General features: G+C 60.0%; 13 protein-coding genes. 1 reads left to right on the forward strand and 12 read right to left on the reverse strand.

The window, feature by feature from the left end; all coding sequences use genetic code 11:
* Positions 1–62 precede the first annotated feature (62 nt).
* The 11 genes from O3649_RS06970 to rpsB all read right to left on the reverse strand — a co-directional run bounded on the left by O3649_RS06970 (position 63) and on the right by rpsB (position 13,151).
* Positions 63–1,418 carry an RIP metalloprotease gene (locus O3649_RS06970; RefSeq protein ID WP_070629112.1) on the reverse strand — a complete coding sequence of 452 codons (1,356 nt, stop codon included), beginning with the start codon at positions 1,416–1,418 and terminating at the stop codon, positions 63–65.
* Between the two features lie 215 nt (positions 1,419–1,633).
* Complete coding sequence (locus O3649_RS06975; protein WP_371573482.1) at positions 1,634–3,682, reverse strand: ATP-binding cassette domain-containing protein; 2,049 nt, start codon at positions 3,680–3,682, stop codon at positions 1,634–1,636.
* Positions 3,683–3,691: 9 nt separating this feature from the next.
* Positions 3,692–4,882, reverse strand: coding sequence for a secretion protein HlyD (locus tag O3649_RS06980; RefSeq protein ID WP_371573485.1), 1,191 nt, complete (start codon positions 4,880–4,882; stop codon positions 3,692–3,694).
* Between the two features lie 195 nt (positions 4,883–5,077).
* Positions 5,078–5,932, reverse strand: coding sequence for a chromosome partitioning protein ParA (locus O3649_RS06985; RefSeq protein ID WP_371573487.1), 855 nt, complete (start codon positions 5,930–5,932; stop codon positions 5,078–5,080).
* Between the two features lie 424 nt (positions 5,933–6,356).
* Positions 6,357–7,682 carry a 1-deoxy-D-xylulose-5-phosphate reductoisomerase gene (dxr, locus tag O3649_RS06990; RefSeq protein ID WP_371573489.1) on the reverse strand — a complete coding sequence of 442 codons (1,326 nt, stop codon included), beginning with the start codon at positions 7,680–7,682 and terminating at the stop codon, positions 6,357–6,359.
* Between the two features lie 188 nt (positions 7,683–7,870).
* The gene (locus tag O3649_RS06995; protein WP_005507072.1) at positions 7,871–8,458 is read right to left on the reverse strand and encodes a hypothetical protein; all 588 of its coding nucleotides are present in this window, start codon (positions 8,456–8,458) and stop codon (positions 7,871–7,873) included.
* 204 nt (positions 8,459–8,662) lie between these two features.
* On the reverse strand, positions 8,663–9,571 hold the full coding sequence (locus O3649_RS07000) for a phosphatidate cytidylyltransferase (protein ID WP_371573491.1): 909 nt from the start codon (positions 9,569–9,571) through the stop codon (positions 8,663–8,665).
* A 6-nt stretch (positions 9,572–9,577) separates the two neighbouring features.
* Entirely contained in the window at positions 9,578–10,135 is a 558-nt protein-coding gene (gene frr, locus O3649_RS07005) for a ribosome recycling factor (protein WP_005508814.1), read from the reverse strand.
* A 295-nt stretch (positions 10,136–10,430) separates the two neighbouring features.
* Entirely contained in the window at positions 10,431–11,174 is a 744-nt protein-coding gene (gene pyrH / locus O3649_RS07010; RefSeq protein ID WP_005507067.1) for a UMP kinase, read from the reverse strand.
* A gap of 195 nt (positions 11,175–11,369) precedes the next feature.
* Positions 11,370–12,200 (reverse strand): translation elongation factor Ts, encoded by an 831-nt coding sequence (gene tsf, locus O3649_RS07015; RefSeq protein WP_005508816.1) that lies wholly within the window; start codon positions 12,198–12,200, stop codon positions 11,370–11,372.
* Between the two features lie 153 nt (positions 12,201–12,353).
* Positions 12,354–13,151 carry a 30S ribosomal protein S2 gene (gene rpsB / locus O3649_RS07020; RefSeq protein ID WP_005508818.1) on the reverse strand — a complete coding sequence of 266 codons (798 nt, stop codon included), beginning with the start codon at positions 13,149–13,151 and terminating at the stop codon, positions 12,354–12,356.
* A gap of 707 nt (positions 13,152–13,858) precedes the next feature.
* Between rpsB and O3649_RS07025 the strand changes: the two genes are divergently transcribed.
* Positions 13,859–14,299, forward strand: a complete 441-nt coding sequence (locus O3649_RS07025; protein WP_102034017.1) for a M23 family metallopeptidase — start codon at positions 13,859–13,861, stop codon at positions 14,297–14,299.
* A gap of 131 nt (positions 14,300–14,430) precedes the next feature.
* Here the strand turns inward: O3649_RS07025 and O3649_RS07030 are convergent, their stop codons facing one another.
* Complete coding sequence (locus tag O3649_RS07030) at positions 14,431–16,671, reverse strand: flagellar motor protein (RefSeq protein ID WP_371573493.1); 2,241 nt, start codon at positions 16,669–16,671, stop codon at positions 14,431–14,433.

Here is a 16,671-nt window from a genome sequence, read left to right on the forward strand (position 1 = left end):
ATTGTGCCACTGACGCGAAAGAAAGCACTAATACGGGTACCCTTACCGCGTGTGACAACACACTAAAACAGGGTGATGGGCTTAACAATATCCGCCACAATCAGAATGACAGACATCACAATGAACGCGCCCGCCACCACATACGTCAACGGCAACAACTTCACCGGATCAAACGGACCCGGATCCTTACGCCCAGTCAAACGTGCAAAGAAACGACGCACACCCTCCCAGAGCGCACCCAACACGTGGCCACCATCCAAAGGCAGAAGCGGAATCAGATTAAACGCAAAAAGCATCAAATTCATATTCGCCACCAGCGAGACCAACATCGCAGCCTTCGCCTTCACATCAATACGGTCAGTAGCCGTCACCTCACCGGCAATACGACTCACACCAACCACAGACACCGGCGACTCAACACTACGCTCACCACCAGTCACCAAAGTCACCGTCAACTCCCACACACGCTGCGGCAACGACAACATCGACGAACCCACACGAGAGAGCGTATCGCCCACCATCGCAGGCACCTCAGTAATAGAACCAGGCACCAACTCACTCGACGGCGAAACACCCACAAAACCGCCGCGAGTCGTCGCAATCGAACCATCCGCAGCACGCGCATACTGGCCCTTACCATCAGAAACCGGGCGGATCATCTCAACCGGAGTCACCGACAAATCCAGACGCTGACCATTACGCTCCACCGTCAAAGTGCTCGGATGAGAACCCGCCGCACGAATCGCCGAAGACACAGCCTCCCACGAACCCGTCGACGCACCATTCACAGCAACCACACGGTCACCCACCTGCACACCAGCAGCCTTCGCCGGCGACGGGGTGGACTTATCCGTACACTCGCCATAGCTAATCGAATCATGAGTAACATTCACGCTCGGCACGCACTCAGACACCGCCGACACCTTATTCGTCACCTGCGCCGTACCAAAACCACAAATCAGCACAGCAGTACACACCACACCAATCAGCAGGTTCATGGTCGGGCCACCCAGCATAATCACCATGCGCTTGAGCACCGGCAACTTATAGAACAGGCGGTCCTCATCACCGGGCTTCATGCGCTCAGCATCCGCCGCACGCGCCTCCTCAGCCAAGGACGCAAACGGGCTGGTACTGCCCGAATGGCCCTCCTCATGGTGCTCCTTCACCTCCGCAGGGCTCGGCGGGTACATGCCAATCATCGAAATGTAACCGCCCAACGGGATCGCCTTGAAACCGTACTCAGTCTCGCCGCGGCGGAAAGAGAACACGGTCTTACCGAAGCCAATCATGTACTGCGGGACGCGCACATTGAACAGCTTCGCGGGCACCAGATGCCCCACCTCGTGCAGGGCAATCGAGACGGCAATAGCGATTGCCATGAGGATAATGCCCACAGCGTACAGCAGGATTTCCACGCTTTTTCTCGTTTCGGTTCGGGGATACGAAGCTTCTAGGATACTCGCTTAGCCTGTGAAGGCGCCCTCCCCCGCTTTCTTTTGGGCTTGTTTGGGACGCGTTGAGGAGGGGCGGTATTCGTCCTCGTTCCTACAGGGGCACCCACCCTCGCTTCGCTTCGGGCACCCTGATGTCACTACGGACGACACCGCCCCTCCGCCCCTACTCAACGAGACTAGCCTGCCGCCAGGGTCTGTGCCGGATCAATACGCGAAGCCTTCGCCGCCGGGTACAGACCAGCCAACACACCAACCAGCGCACCAGCGCCCAGGCCCAGCAGAATAGTGTCGGCACTAATAATCGGCGTCCAACGGTTCATCAAAGACACAATCGAGATGCCGTTAACCGCCAGCACAATACCAGCCACAGCGCCCAGGATGCCGGTCAGCAGCGCCTCCGCCGAGAACTGCAGCAGAATACCCGAAGGGCGCATACCAATAGCCAGACGCAAACCAACCTCACGGCGACGCTCCATCACCGCAACCAAGAACGTATTCATAATGCCCATCGCACCAATTACGAGGGTAATAACGCTCATGGCTAGAAGCATGGTGCGTTGCTGCTGGTCGACAGCCTCACGAAGGGTCTTCGGCTCCGGCGGCACACTCACGCTATACAGGGCGGGACGTTCCGGCGAGAGCGCGTACGGTGCTTCCTCCGCAATCTGGTTTGCGGCACCGGCAACAGTACTCACCACGATCTGAGTGGAACGCTTACCGGTCTGCGCCGCAGCGGCACCGCCACCGGCAGCGGGCTGCGCTTCTTCAACATCGGCACCAGGCTTCGCGCCCAGAGGCAGGTAGACCGAACCGTATGACAGAGTCAGCGAGGGATTCTCCCGCACCACACCGATGACGGTGTACGGCTCATCGTGAATATAGACCGTAACTCCGGGGCTATAGGGTAGCGCAAGCTGGCGCATCACGCTTTCGCTGAGCACCACGACCTTATCGTTCCGCTCCACATGCCCCTCGTCGAAAGTGCGGCCCCACACCAGTTCATGACCCTGCACGCTAAAGATGCTGGGGGTTGCCGCACGGACGGCAGCCGTCACGTTAGCACCGCGCTCACCAAAGTTGTCTGGACCGCGCTGAATATCCGCGGATTCATACAGCTGATCCACCAGCGCGGTACCGGTCACTCCGTTCAGCTGGCTAACACGCCGGTAGTTCTCACTTGCCGCCAGGCTCAAGAGTTCAGCCCGGCTCAGGGGTTCAGTTCGGGTCGAGCTTATCGTCAGGTGCTTAGCCCTAAAAATGTCGAAACTGTCAGCCAACTGCCCAGAAATGGTGGCGGTCAGACCAACGGTCAACACGAGCGAAGCGATACCCAGAACCACACCAAGCATGGTGAAGATATTGCGCCTCACCCGGTGCACGGTAGCGTCCCAGGCTTCTTTGAGGGAGGCGAGCGCCCAGGGTGCACGACCACTGCTCTGCGGCTTAGATGTTTGTTCCTCAGCAAAGCTAGGCAGGTTTAGAGACGCGCGGGCGGTCGTTTCTTCCTGCCGCAGTGCATCCTGCTCGATGAGCTGCCCCTCGTGCATACGTAGCACCCGGTCGCAGTGCTCCGCCACGAGCGGGTCGTGAGTAATCACAATCGTGCTTTGCTGATCGCCCGTACATTCGCGGAGCAGGTCAATGACTTCACGGGTGAGCTCTTCATCCAGCGAGCCGGTCGGCTCATCACAGAGCAGCAACGCCGGTTCCCCAATGAGCGCACGAGCAATAGCCACACGCTGCTTTTCACCGCCCGAGAGAGTGGTGATGGGTGCATCCGTCCGGTGGCTCAACCCCAGCAGGGCGAGAGTATCCGCAACCCGTTGTGCTCGTTCCGCTTTGGGCACGCCACGGTAGATGAGCGGTAGCTCAACGTTGCGGTACACGTTCTTATGCTCGATGAGGTGGAACGCTTGGAAGACGAAACCGATGCTGTCCAGGCGCGCTTCAGCTCGCTGTGCCGCGTTGAAGGTTGCGGTGTCTGTACCGTCCAGCAGGTAGCTGCCGGAGGCGGGCGTGCTGAGCAGACCGAGGATGTTCAGCAGGGTTGATTTGCCGCTGCCGGACGGTCCCAGGATTGCGACGACTTCTCCGTAGCGGACTTTCAGGTCAATATTTTTGAGCACGTCAATTCGAGTGTCACCCTGCATAAAGTGCTGGGACACTCCCTGAATATCGACGCTATAGGCTGGTGGGTGCGCGTGAGCGGCGCGGGAGTCAGTCATGGCTACTCCCTACTTTTTCTCGCGCATGATTTTGACGCTGTCGCCTTCGTGCAGGTCACCGGTGACGGCGTTCTTGCCGTTGGCGTTGCTGATGACGGTAACGGTTACCTCGCGTTCTTCGCGGGCCTTCGATCCGTTGGAGCTTTCGGGGCCGAGCACGATGACTCGGGTCTGTCCGTCACGGGTGTAGAGCGCTGATGAGGGCACGACCAGGTGCGCTTCGGGGGTTTCTTCGAGGGTGAGTTCCGCGTTGACGGCGCCTCGGAGGCTGTCCGCCTTATCCCCTACGTCGAGGGTGAGGATGCGTTCCCCTTCGGTGCTTCCTGCAGCACCTGCTGCGCCGTTGAGGTTGGAGCCAGCCGCACCTTCTGCACCATTGGCCTGGCGACCGGCCTGGCTGTTGCCTGCGGCACCTACGGCTTCGGTGGTGTTCTTGTATCCGAGGGTTGCGACGTACTCAGTATCGCCGAGGGAGGGCACGGTTACCTTCTGGCCGCTACGGGCTTCGGGGGTGAGCCTGCCGGTGGTTCCGGTGCAGCTGAGGGTCTTGCTACCTTCTGCGATGGTGGCTACGGGACCATCTGCGATAGCGCCGGTTGCGCGGGGGTTGCCGGTGACAACTCCGGCACGGTTGATGATGAGGAAGTAGCGGGCGGGAATGGGCTGGTCAGTCTTGACGTGCGCGTAGCCGAGGCTGTCGAGGAGGTTGTTGAGAGCCTCGTAGGTGTCTTCGGTGATGCGCGCGGGCTGCGGGCCCTGACGTCCCATGGCAGTCAGTGCCTCGTTGAGGAGTGCAGCGTCGGGGCCGCTATCGTCGAGTTTGAGGTCGCGGTAGAGCGCGAAGCCGCCGGTGAGGGTGATGAGAGGTTCACCGTTGACTTCTGCGATGAGGGTTCCGTTGCCGACGGTGTCACCGTGTTTGATGGTGATTGCGGTGTACTGTCCTTCGCCGCTGTAGCGTAGCGGGGTTGAGGTGGCGTAGTTCGCGGTGCAGGTCAGGGGCACAGTGGTGCGCAGTTTTTCGCGGGTGACCGTGGCGGTGATGGTGGAGGGGTCCGGGGGTGCCGCTTCCGCGTCTTTTTGGGCGGTGGTTTTGATGTTTTGAGCGCTGATGAGCGTACCCACGGTGATGATGAGGAGCAGGGCGATAATGCCGTAGAGCCAGAGGGTTTTCTTCTGACGGCTGGGGGTGGCGCTCATGGGGTCCCTTCTTTGGGTGCGCGTACGGGAACGCTATTGTCTGTGCCGTTTGGGCTTAGGCGGCGGTGCCGTGTGGGGTTAGTTTGTGCCCGGCACGGGGATACGTGCCGGGCACAATACGCTGTGACGAGGTGCAGCCTCCGTGGCTACTCTGTACGCCTGTTCTGGTTAGTCCGGTCTGATTAGCCCGGAGAGTTAGCTCAGAATCTTTCGGGCGTTCTCTTCAGCGGTTTTCTTGATCGTGGTCACCTGCTCGATGAGACCCTGCTCCTTTTCGAGGAAGGAACTCAGGTAAGCGATAGCCATCTTTCGCTGTTCTGCATCCAGCCCGGTTGCTTCGCGGCAGGTCGCATCGTTGATCGCCAGCTCGTGGGTGTCCTGGTTGTTCTGGCGGTACTGTTCGCGAGCCATATCCGGAGTGGTGTAGTCGCCTCCGAAGCGTTCTTTCATGCACTGTGCCCACTTCTCGGTGGCAGGCCCAAGGTCTTTGGTAATCGCGTCGTTGTTAAGATAGTGAACCGCAGTAATGTAGACCTTTCGTATGGTTGCGCGGGATTCTTCTGAACCGAAGACTGCGCGGGTGGCTTCTTGCTGGCAACCGCCCTTTCCTTCGGTGCCGTTAAGAGCCTGCATTTCAGCGTCGCTCATAGTGCGGCTCTGCTCTTCCAGCTCAGCAGTTACCAAAGACCAGCGCTCTTTGTATCCGCGAGTGCGGGCATCCGCGACGGTGAGAGGTTCGAAACCAGTGGTCTGTAGCAGCGGGGGTTCAGTTTCTCCTGCAGGAACCTTGTAGTTCGGGAAACCTCGTTCAGTCATGCACTGGCTCAGGGAACGCTGGTAGGCACGGGCAACGTTGTCAGAAAGTGAAGCGAGGTTCTCTACTTTTTCGATAGCTTGGTTATCGGGATTCGTGGAGGCGCTATACGCCTTCTCAGCGTTAGCGGACGCCGAGGAACCGCCGCTGGGTTGCCCGGACGCGCAGGAGCTAAGCAGCAGGGTCAGCGGGAGTATAGCCCCGGCTAGGGTTCGTAGGGTGTTCTGTCGACGCATAGGTGGGCACTTCCTCGTGAAATATATGCTGCATCTTTGTTCGCTCGTTCAGGGGCTCTTCGTTGTTTGCCCTTGAGAGAACATATTTTGAACACTAGCCTACTATGCGCCGGGAGGGGAGGCAAGGGGGGCGGTGTTCGTCCTCTCGCCTCATGCAGTGTCTAGGATGGCACGCCGCATGTTTCCTCCGCGCCTACGCAGGGGCACCCGTCACCCGGACGCTCCGCCCTCTCCTCGCTCCGCTTCGGAGAGCGTCCGTGTGACACCCTGAGGGCGCATCCGGAAAACACGGCGCGCCACCTCGGGTAGCCTAGCGTGTATGCGGAGGGGCGGTGTCGTCCGAAGTGACATCAGGGTGCCCGAAGCGAAGCGAGGGTGGGTGCCCCTGTAGGAACGAGGACGAACACCGCACCGCAGAAGCGATTTAGCGTCCGGTCATACCCAGCAGCTCATTCGCGCGAACGCGAGCCCAACGCTCCGCGTTCAGCACAGCCTCCAGCGTTAAATCAGCGTCAGAAACAGCCTCAGCACTGCCGGTGTGCTCCTCCAGCACGCGTGCGACCGAATCGACAATGTCGGTAAAGCGAATCGCGCCCGCATGGAATGCAGCGACGGCTTCCTCATTGGCGGCGTTGAACACTGCCGGGTGCGTGCCGCCGACCTTACCGGCGTCCTTGATCATGCGCACGGCGGGGAATGCTTCCTCGTCCAGCGGCTCAAAAGTCCAGGATGCCGCCTTCGACCAGTCACAAGCAGGCACAGCACCGGGGATACGGTGCGGCCAGGTCAGACCCAGCGCGATGGGCAGAACCATGCTCGGCGGGGATGCCTGCGCGATGGTCGAGCCGTCCACGAACTGCACCATGGAATGCACGATGGACTGCGGGTGAACCGCCACGTCGATACGGTCCAGGTCCACGCCGAACAGGTGGTGCGCCTCAAGCACTTCGAGTGCCTTGTTGACCATGGTTGCCGAGTTGGTGGTGACGACCAGGCCCATGTCCCAGGTGGGGTGTGCGAGTGCCTGCGCGGGGGTCACGTCGTGCAGCTGTTCACGCTTGTAGCCGCGGAACGGGCCGCCCGATGCGGTGAGGATGAGTCGGTCGATTTCTGCATCGGTTCCGGAGGCGAGCGCCTGCGCGAGGGCGGAGTGTTCGGAGTCGACAGGCACCATGGGGGTGTTCAGGGGGGATGCGTCGACGGCGGCGCGTACGAGCGGGCCGCCTGCGATGAGGGATTCCTTGTTGGCCAGTGCCACGCGGTAGCCGCTGTTGAGGGCGGTGAGGGTCGGTTCCAGGCCGATGGAGCCGGTGATGCCGTTGAGGACGGTGTCTGCCGGGTGTGCTGCCGCCTGTACGGATGCTTCGGGACCGTGGGCAATCTGCGGGGTGTAGCCGGTGATGCCGGCTTCGGAGGCTGCCGCTTCGATGAGTTCGCGGAGGCGCTGCGCGTCGTCGGCGGTGCCGCTGGTGGCGACCAGTTCGGCGCGCACGTGCACTGCCTGGTGTGCGAGCAGTTCGAGGGATCGGGAGCCTGCGGAGAGGGCGACAACCTTCAGCGGTGCGTCGGCGGCGGAGGCGCTGGTGCCTTTGAGCGCGGCGAGGTGGTCGATGACTTCCATGGCTTGGGTGCCGATGGAGCCGGTTGAGCCGAGGAGGGTGACGCGCTGCGGTGCGCGGGTGAGTTCTGTGAGGGCGTCGGTGAGGCGGTCGCGGCTGCCGCCGACGCGTGCTGAGGATCCAAACTTCATGGTTCTAGTGTCTCATGAGCTCGCGGGTGGATTCGGGTACTGGCGCCGCCTCTCATGTTAGAAGGCCCAGCGTAGACGAACCCCAGAATAGATGAACCCCAGCATAGATGAGCCCCAGCTTAGAAGACCCCAGAGCAGAAGAATCCCCCACCCTGTCATACGGGGCGGGGGATTCAACACTTCACGTTTTAGAGCAGATCCTGCAGCAGCTCAATGCAGCGGTCCAGGAAAGCATCCACCTGGGATTCTTCGTAGCTGACGGTGCCGGAGGCGGGGCGGAACTTTGCGTGGCGCACCACGGAGGGGTCCAGCGGCTCTTCGCTGTTGAGCTGGGCGTACACGCGGTCGCAGATGGCGTCCACGTCGCCGACGAAATAGCCCATGTGGCGGCGCTTGCTGGGGCGGCGGAAACGCTCACCGGCAGGGCGTTCCAGGCGGCCAGCGAGCAGCTCGCCGGTCTCTACGAGGGAGCGTTCCCAGTTGTCCAGGCCGTACGCCTCAATGTAGCGGCTGCGTTCAAGCTTGGCGAAGCGTTCCTCAATCTTTTCGAGGGCGCGGTCGACCACATCCAGCTGGTAGCCGCCGGGTTCTTCACGGAAGACGACCTGGCGGATTCGTCGGGAGGTGTAGAGGTCTTCGGGTAGTTCGGCGGCTCCGCTGAGCTTCTCGTAGTCCTCGGCGAGGCGGGTGAACAGGCGGTCTACTTCACTGCGCTTGTAGCCGGGTTCGGTTTCTCCTGCACGGGCAAATCCGCCTCCGTGGGTGGTGCTTGCCAAAGTGGGCTCCTCTCGACGATTGAACTTTAAGAATACCAATGCGCAGGCTACCTGGTGCAAGGTTGGCGGGCGGTGTCTTAGATATAGCCTTTTACGCCCCTATTCACCGGGTACAGCGAAAGCGGGTACAGCAGAGGCGGGGCGCCCCTCCCCCACTCGTGGGAAGAAACGCCCCGCCTCCATAAGCGATAAAAGCTTCAGGCTTTAGAGCGGCATAATAAACCGGAAAATCAGGCAGCCAGCCGCCGCAGCGAAAAGAATCGAGTCTAGGCGATCCATCATGCCGCCGTGACCGGGCAGGATATTCGACATGTCCTTCACACCCATACGGCGCTTGAACACGGACTCGACCAGGTCACCGGCAGTCGAAGCGACCACCATGACCGCCGCCAACGGAATAGCCCAATACCAGGGCGAACCCATGACCGCCAACGCGATAGCACCAACCACCGCCGAACCGACGAAGGAACCAGCCAGGCCCTCCCAGCTTTTCTTCGGGGAGATCTTCGGCGCCATCGGGTGCTTACCCCAATTCACGCCGGCAATAAAGCCGAACGTGTCATTGCAGATTGCCATCAGCAGAATCATGAGGACGCCGCGCTCGCCGTGGTCCACCTGGAAGTAGACCATGGCGATGCCCAGCATCAGCGGCACCCACAGCAGTGCGAGGGCGCTACCGCCCAAGGACTTACCCAACGAAACCTGACGGTCCGCACGCACAAGAGCAGAAGAGAGAAGCAGCACCAGCAGGCTCACCGCCAGGGCGATGCCCAACCCGGTAAAACTGAACAGGTAAGACACCGCCACAATCGCGGCAGACAGGGCACCCAGCAGGTACTCCGGGATGCCGTAGCCGCGGCGAGTATTGAGCACGTGCCCAATCTCCCAGGCGCCCAGGCCAGCCGCGGCAGCTGCAAGCGCCACAAAAATCGGCTGGTACATCAGGCCGAGCACCAACAGCACACCGAAACCAACACCCACACCAATGGCGGCGGGCAGGTTACGGCCTGCTTTGGCGCTACGCGACTTCACCGGCGTTGCAGCGGTCTGCGGGCTCGACTGTGGAGCAGGCGGCGTGCCTCTCTCTTCTTTCGCTTCTTTGCGTGCACTCATTAGGGTTTAGACCTCGAGCAGTTCAGCTTCCTTGTGCTTGTACAGTGCGTCGACCTGGTCGATGTGCTTCTTGGTCAGTGCGTCCAGTTCCTTCTCAGCGCGTGCGCCTTCGTCCTCACCGATTTCGCTGTCCTTGACGAGCTTGTCGATAGCGGTCTTAGCGTGGCGGCGAACGTTACGGATGGAAACGCGGGACTCCTCAGCCTTGCTGTTGACGAGCTTGGTGTATTCCTTACGGCGCTCAGCGGTCATTTCGGGCATGACAACGCGGATAGCTGCACCGTCGTTGCTGGGGTTAACACCCAGGTCAGAGTCACGCAGAGCCTTCTCAATAGCCGCCAGTGCGGTCACGTCGAAGGGAACGATCTTGACGGTACGTGCGTCCTCAACGTTGAAGGACACCAGCTGCTGCAGCGGGGTCGGTGCACCGTAGTACTCGGCGGTCAGGCCGCTGAAAATTGCGGGGTTCACACGACCGGTACGAACCTTAGCGAACTCAGTCTTGGTTGCTTCGATGGTCTTTTCCATCTTCTCGCCGGCTTCGGCAAGGATTTCTTCGATCACGAAAGGATCTCCTTTGTCGGTATTCTGGGGTACCAGAATTGTCGGTGGGTGCGCGTTCAGCCTTCATGATTTCCCTACCGGTTCGCGGCGCATCCGAGGCGAAAACCGTAAGGATAATGCGAAGTCGTCGGGAAAGAGGCAGAACGTCGTATTTGATATAAGTCTAGACGGTACCGGCGGGCATAAGCGAGTTTTAGCGCTTACCCGCGCGGTACCGTCCAGAATAAGTCCGCGCTATCGAGCACGGTCACAATCAGAGGGGCATCAAACATGCCCCGGCCTAGAAAATTAGGCGTTAGCGAGTAACGAGGGTACCCATCTTCTCGCCCAGAATCGCGCGGGTCACGTTACCCTCACCCTGCATGCCGAACACGCGCATGGTCACGTTGTTGTCACGGCACAGGGAGAACGCAGTCTGGTCCAGCACGCGGATGTTGCGCTGCATTGCCTCATCGTAGGTGAGGTTGTACAGGCGCTCAGCGTTGGGGTCCTTGTTCGGGTCAGCAGTGTAGATGCCGTCCACGCCGTTCTTAGCGACCAGAACCTCATCTGCGTGGATTTCCAGGGCGCGCTGAGCAGCCACAGTGTCGGTGGAGAAGTAGGGCAGACCCGCACCAGCACCGAAGATCACGACGCGGTCCTTCTGCATGTGGCGAATCGCGCGGCGAGGAATGTAAGTCTCAGCAACCTGCGGCATGGTGATAGCGGACTGAACGCGGGTGTCAATACCCTCCTGCTCCAGGAAGTCCTGCAGAGCCAGGGAGTTCATCACGGTGCCGAGCATACCCATGTAGTCTGCACGGGAACGATCCATACCCGCCTGAGAGAGTTCAGCGCCACGGAAGAAGTTACCGCCACCAATCACGATGGAGGTCTCAACCTCGCCAACAGTTGCGGCGATCTGCTTAGCGATGCTGCGCACGACCTCGGTAGAAATACCGACTTCACCGCCACCAAAAACCTCACCGGAAAGCTTGAGCAAAACGCGGCGGCGGCCGGTCTCGTCACGGTGCATCGGGCGGGGATTCGCTTCAGTCATGGTTCCTCCAGTGGCTTACCTAGGGATTGTTATGGGTGATTGGGGCGGACTCCTGCCGCCTAGTCCTTATCAAGGATACAGCAAAGCCGGGTAGCCACCAGTGGTGACTACCCGGCTTCAGGCTATAATCCCAACCTCATACGATTTCCCTTACCGGGAACCCGCAATACGGGAGGGCAGAACTGCAGCGAGTCCTTATGCGCCCACGCGGAAACGTGCGAATGCGGTAGCGGTTGCGCCAGCCTCGGACAGAACCTGTGCGACAGACTTCTTGGAGTCCTTTGCGAAGTCCTGATCGAGCAGGGTGTTCTCCTTGAAGAAGCCCTTCAGGCGACCCTCAACGATCTTGTCCAGAATCTTCTCGGGCTTGCCCTCAGCGATTGCGGTCTCGCGAGCAACGCGCTTCTCGGTCTCGATCTGGTCTGCGGGGATGGACTCGGAATCCAGGTACTTGGGGCTCATTGCAGCAATGTGAACTGCAACGTCGTGTGCGATCTCGTCGGTGTTCTCACCGGAGACAGCCAGCAGAACGCCAACCTGTGCGGGCAGGTCCTTGGAGGTCTTGTGCAGGTAAACTGCAACGTTCTCGCCCTCAACGCGTGCAACGCGGCGGACAACGATCTTCTCGCCGAGCAGTGCACCAGCGTCGGTGGTCAGCTCCTCAACGGTCTTGCCCTCGTAGGATGCAGCCTGCAGCTCTTCCAGGGTGGAAGCGTTAGCAGCAATAGCAGCCTCGAGCACGTTCTGGCCGAAAGCGATGAAGGGGTCGGACTTTGCCACGAAGTCGGTCTCAGAGTTGACCTCGATCATGTAGCCAACGCCGTTCTCAACGCGTGCAGCTACCAGGCCCTCAGCGGTTGCGCGACCCTCGCGCTTGGTGATGCCCTTCAGACCCTTAACGCGGATGATCTCAGCAGCCTTCTGCTGGTCGCCGTTAGCCTCGTCCAGAGCCTTCTTGACGTCGAGCATACCTGCGCCGGTCTTCTCGCGCAGTGCCTTGATGTCTGCTGCGGTGTAGTTCGCCATTGTGAACTCCTTGTGTTGCTGTAATAAATCGGGATGACATCCCGGTGGTACAAATGGCGGACGGCGCCGCGCCCAGGTCAGGGCGGGCGCCGTCCGAACGTGGTCCCCACGGGCGGGGGCCACAAAGCATAAAGCTTAGTGGGCTAAGAAAGCTTACTTAGCAGCCTCTTCAGCCTGTGCAGCCTCGTGCTGCTCCAGGAGCTCGCGCTCCCAAGCTGCCATGGGCTCCTCAGCTGCTTCAGCCTTGCCGTTCTTCTTAGCGTTGCGCTCGATCAGGCCGGCTGCCACTGCGTCAGCAATCACGCGGGTGAGCAGGTTGACGGAGCGGATAGCGTCGTCGTTACCGGGGATCGGGAAAGCAACCTCGTCGGGGTCGCAGTTGGTGTCGAGGATAGCAACAACGGGGATGCCCAGCTTCTGAGCCTCGTTAACTGCCAGGTGCTCCTTCTTGGTGTCAACAACCCACAGGAGGGAGGGAACCTTGGACAGGTTGCGGATACCGCCGAGGGTCTTCTCGAGCTTCTCGAACTCGCGACGCATGAGGAGCAGTTCCTTCTTGGTGTAGCGAGAACCTGCTACATCGTCGAAGTCAATCTGCTCGAGTTCCTTCATGCGCTCGATGCTCTTGGAGATGGTGCTGAAGTTGGTCAGCATACCACCGAGCCAGCGGTGGTTCACGTAGGGCATGTTCACGCGGGTTGCCTGCTCAGCGATAACTTCCTGAGCCTGCTTCTTGGTACCCACGAACAGGATGTTGCCACCGTGTGCGACGGTCGACTTAACAGCCTCGTATGCCTTGTCGATGAAGGCGAGGGACTGCTGCAGGTCGATGATGTAGATGCCGTTGCGCTCGGTCAGGATGAAACGCTTCATCTTGGGGTTCCAACGGCGGGTCTGGTGACCGAAGTGAACGCCGGAGTCCAGCATTTCACGCATAGTTACGACGGGCATGTCGTCTCCTTTGTGGTGCCGCGCGGACCTCCCATTCGGGCTAGCCCAACGCGCGCATAGTAGTTATCAGTTTTTCCTGGCGGCGGTTAGCATTCACGGTTACCCGTTCAGCTCAGGCCCTAACCACCCCGTATGGGTGGACCGAAGGTCCCTTATCGGCTCCCCGTTTGAGGATGCCGCTCACGCCGCGCGTCGTCAGCGATACTGTGCGGAATCCCTCGATGAGGGAGAATACCCGCGCAGGCACACTGCAATACGACATTGTACCGTATATTCCGCGATTAATCCGCCGGATTAGGGTTAAAACCTGCACAGGCGCGGCGGGTGTGTGCAGGGGCACTGTGGATAAAGGATTTTAAGGCGAAAACGGCGGGGTTATCCACAATTTTTCGTGAGGCGCTGCAGGGCGAGGCAATTCGTGATGTGCTCAGAAGATGAAGCAGAACATGAAGACATTAGCGACAACGCTACGGCACGCAATGCTGACGGCCTGCTGCCTGCTGGGTGCACTTGTGAGCGCAGGCGGGCAGGTCTACGCGGGCAGTCAGGGTTATTCGGGCTGGCTCAGTTTTACAGGCGGGGCAGGTTTTACTGACGGTGCCGCCTCAAGTGCGCAAGCTCCCAGCAGCGCGCACCTTCCCCACACCGTTGAGCTCACCGCGAGCCGACTACGCTACCGCTCCCCCACCGCCGAATCCAGGCCGCGGGTGATCCGCCCCTTTGAGAATCCCGCCCAACGCTGGAGCGCAGGGCACCGCGGCGTAGACCTTGCCGTACCCGTAAACGATCGGCGCGTCTACGCACCGGCACCGGGAAAAGTGGTTTTCAGCGGCACAGTCGTCAACCGCAAAGTACTGGTCATTGCGCATCCGGATGGGCGGCGTAGCACTTTCGAACCCATGGATGAGGCACTACCGGTCGGCACCACCGTTGCAGCCGGTGATGTCATCGGCACCATCGCAGGCGCGGCGGACGGCAACAGCGAGCGCCCCTACCGGCGATGCTCCACCCTCTGCCTGTACTGGGGCGTACGACAGGGAGGCGCCCGCGGGGACGGCAGCGGCAAGACCGCCGAATATATCAACCCCATGAGCCTGCTGGGGTCGAAGAAACCTAGCATTCTGCTACCCGTGCCGGGCGGATATTAGGCGCGGGTATTAGCGCCGAGTATGAGCCGAACCAGATACAGCTGTGGCCCGTCACCTCCGGGGAAGGAGGCAACGGGCCACAGGAGCCAGCCTAAGTTGTGCCCACTAGCGTAGGTGCTAGAGGCAGCTACTTACTGGAGGACGTCACCGTCATCAGCACCGAACTGGTTCGGCTGTACAGGCTGTACAGGCTGTACAGGCTGGTTGGGCTGTGCAGGCTGCTGAGCAGTCTGACCGGGCTGAACCGGCTGAGCGGGCTGCTCAGTCGGAGGGATATACGCGGGCATTGCCTTGGTCGGTTCGTTCTCGCCGTAGTTCAGGCCGTGTTGCGGGGTGAACACCTGAGTCGGCGAATCATCACCCGCAGCGTAGGCGGTGTTCTGCGCCGGGTAGCCCCCCTGTGCCTGGTAACCGGGCTGAGCGGCATAGCCATTCTGAGCAGCGTAGCCGCCCTCGCCCTGTGCCTGGTAGCCGTTCTGCGCGTCAGCCTGGGTTGCGCCGTAACCGGTCGCAACACCCGCCGCCGCGCCCAGTGCCGCAGCCGAAGCGGCACGACGCTCACGGCCCTTCGCACGAGCCGCCGCAATCTTCTTGCGGAACAGGAAGAGCAGAATCAGGATGAGCAGTAGCAGACCCACAATAACCGCATCCACGATTACGTCAGTCATGCTCAGACCGGACACCGGAATAGTCAACGCGTTACCGCTAAACACACCGTTCTCACTCTTGACGCTCAGCTCGCCACCATTGACGGTGAACTGCACACCGGCACGCGCCAAATCATAGTTGAGGGTGTTCACCTTCTGCTGGTCCAGCGAGGAGAAGGTCGGTGCCTTGAAAGTGAGTTCGTAAGGAACACGGTAGTAGTTACCCAGCTTCTGAACGAGCTTAATATCCGGCTTCAGAGTGTAGTCACTGCCGAAGGGGTGGTAGCCACCGGAGCGGGTGACGGTCACCTTCGATTCGGGCAGGTATTCATTCAGTCGCTGGTTGAACTCAGCTTCGTCTTTACCGCGAACCTTCACGCTCACGATGGTGGCGTCGCCGTCCTGGCGGACCTCAGTCTCGTCATTGCTACCACAAGCAAAAGCATTCTTCAGAGCCTCTTCTGCACCAGCTACGTCAGAGCTCGGGAAGGAGTAGAGGAAACGTGCCTCCATGGAACCGTCCAGGCCCAGGGAAGTAGCCACCTTCATGCCCTTCATAGCCACCTGCTGCGAAAGGTAACGGCTCAGGTGAAGGACGCTCTTCGAAGAGGAAGAGCCAGAGTTGCCGGTGTTATCAACCTGATAGCTGTGGCCGGAGCTGTCCTTCAGGATGACTTCCAGGCCGTTGCCTTCCGGAGAACACAGCAGCGAGCAGTCCAGCACGCCCTTCATGGTCTTACGCACATAGAAGGTCTTCGACTCTTCCTTGACCTCTCGGGTGTAGCTCAAATCGGTGGTACCTGCACCCAGCAGCTTCTTCAGCTTAGTGTTCAGGTCGTCCAGGGAGGATGCGCTGAAGGTCAGGGTACGACCCACTTCTTCCTTCGCCGCACTGGTAGAAGCAGATGGAGCCATGTAGGTTGCCTGGGAAGACTCCAGACCCTTCTTCAGCTCGGAGCCTTCAGGCTTGACCTGGTTCAGGTAGGCGTCGATCGCAGCAGCGGTCTCCGAGTTCATGATGTCCTTCGCTACGAAGGAGGCAGTAGCAGAGTAGCCACCGTCCTTTTCCTGAAGCTCAAGAACCATCGCCTTGAATCCACGGTCCTGCACGTCCTTCGCAGAGATAGTGGAACCGCCGGAATTCTTTACTTCCTTCTCGCCAAACTTCACAGTGGTTTCGCTGCCGCTGCTGTTGAACACACTGTTCTTGTTGGAGGATTCAATCACGCCATCAACAACAAGAGCTTCGGGGACCCAATCCAGCAGCTCCTTCGAGCTGAAGTTTTCCTTCACCTGGATACCCTGCACCAGGCCCTGCTCGGTATTGAGAATAGTGACGGTAGGCTCGGTCTTGGAACCAGCAGCCTTCAGGATAGAAGCAACCTTGTTACGGTACTCATCCACAGAGGAGAAGGGAATGGTGAAGGTCGCACGTGCCTTGTCACCCTCAGACTGAATACCACCGTATTCCAGGCCCTCGGGCAGGTGCTTACGCACGGACGCATCCAGAGCCTCCGAACCGCCCTTAATCTTGTCCTTGTTGTCCTTGAGGTTAAAGGAAACCTGCATGGTACGGGTGCCCTTCTCGGCACTCTCAAGGCCCAGCTGAGTCTCAATCTTCGCACCGCAGGCGCTCAGAATCAGGGCGGCAATGGTCAGCAGAACCGCCAGGAACATCCAGCGCTGACGAGCCGGTGCACTCGGGGCGTGAGTCATTGCGTGCAT

Source organism: Rothia sp. 27098_8_29 (assembly GCF_041432785.1).
GTDB lineage: Bacteria > Actinomycetota > Actinomycetes > Actinomycetales > Micrococcaceae > Rothia > Rothia mucilaginosa.

Coding starts and splice junctions, on each gene's coding strand:
- O3649_RS06985 (WP_371573487.1), bottom strand. CDS start 5,932: ATGCGTCGACAGAACACCCTACGAACCCTAGCCGGGGCTATACTCCCG.
- rpsB (WP_005508818.1), bottom strand. CDS start 13,151: ATGCCCGTCGTAACTATGCGTGAAATGCTGGACTCCGGCGTTCACTTC.
- tsf (WP_005508816.1), bottom strand. CDS start 12,200: ATGGCGAACTACACCGCAGCAGACATCAAGGCACTGCGCGAGAAGACC.
- pyrH (WP_005507067.1), bottom strand. CDS start 11,174: ATGACTGAAGCGAATCCCCGCCCGATGCACCGTGACGAGACCGGCCGC.
- dxr (WP_371573489.1), bottom strand. CDS start 7,682: ATGAAGTTTGGATCCTCAGCACGCGTCGGCGGCAGCCGCGACCGCCTC.
- O3649_RS06975 (WP_371573482.1), bottom strand. CDS start 3,682: ATGACTGACTCCCGCGCCGCTCACGCGCACCCACCAGCCTATAGCGTC.
- O3649_RS07030 (WP_371573493.1), bottom strand. CDS start 16,671: ATGCACGCAATGACTCACGCCCCGAGTGCACCGGCTCGTCAGCGCTGG.
- O3649_RS06980 (WP_371573485.1), bottom strand. CDS start 4,882: ATGAGCGCCACCCCCAGCCGTCAGAAGAAAACCCTCTGGCTCTACGGC.
- O3649_RS07000 (WP_371573491.1), bottom strand. CDS start 9,571: ATGAGTGCACGCAAAGAAGCGAAAGAAGAGAGAGGCACGCCGCCTGCT.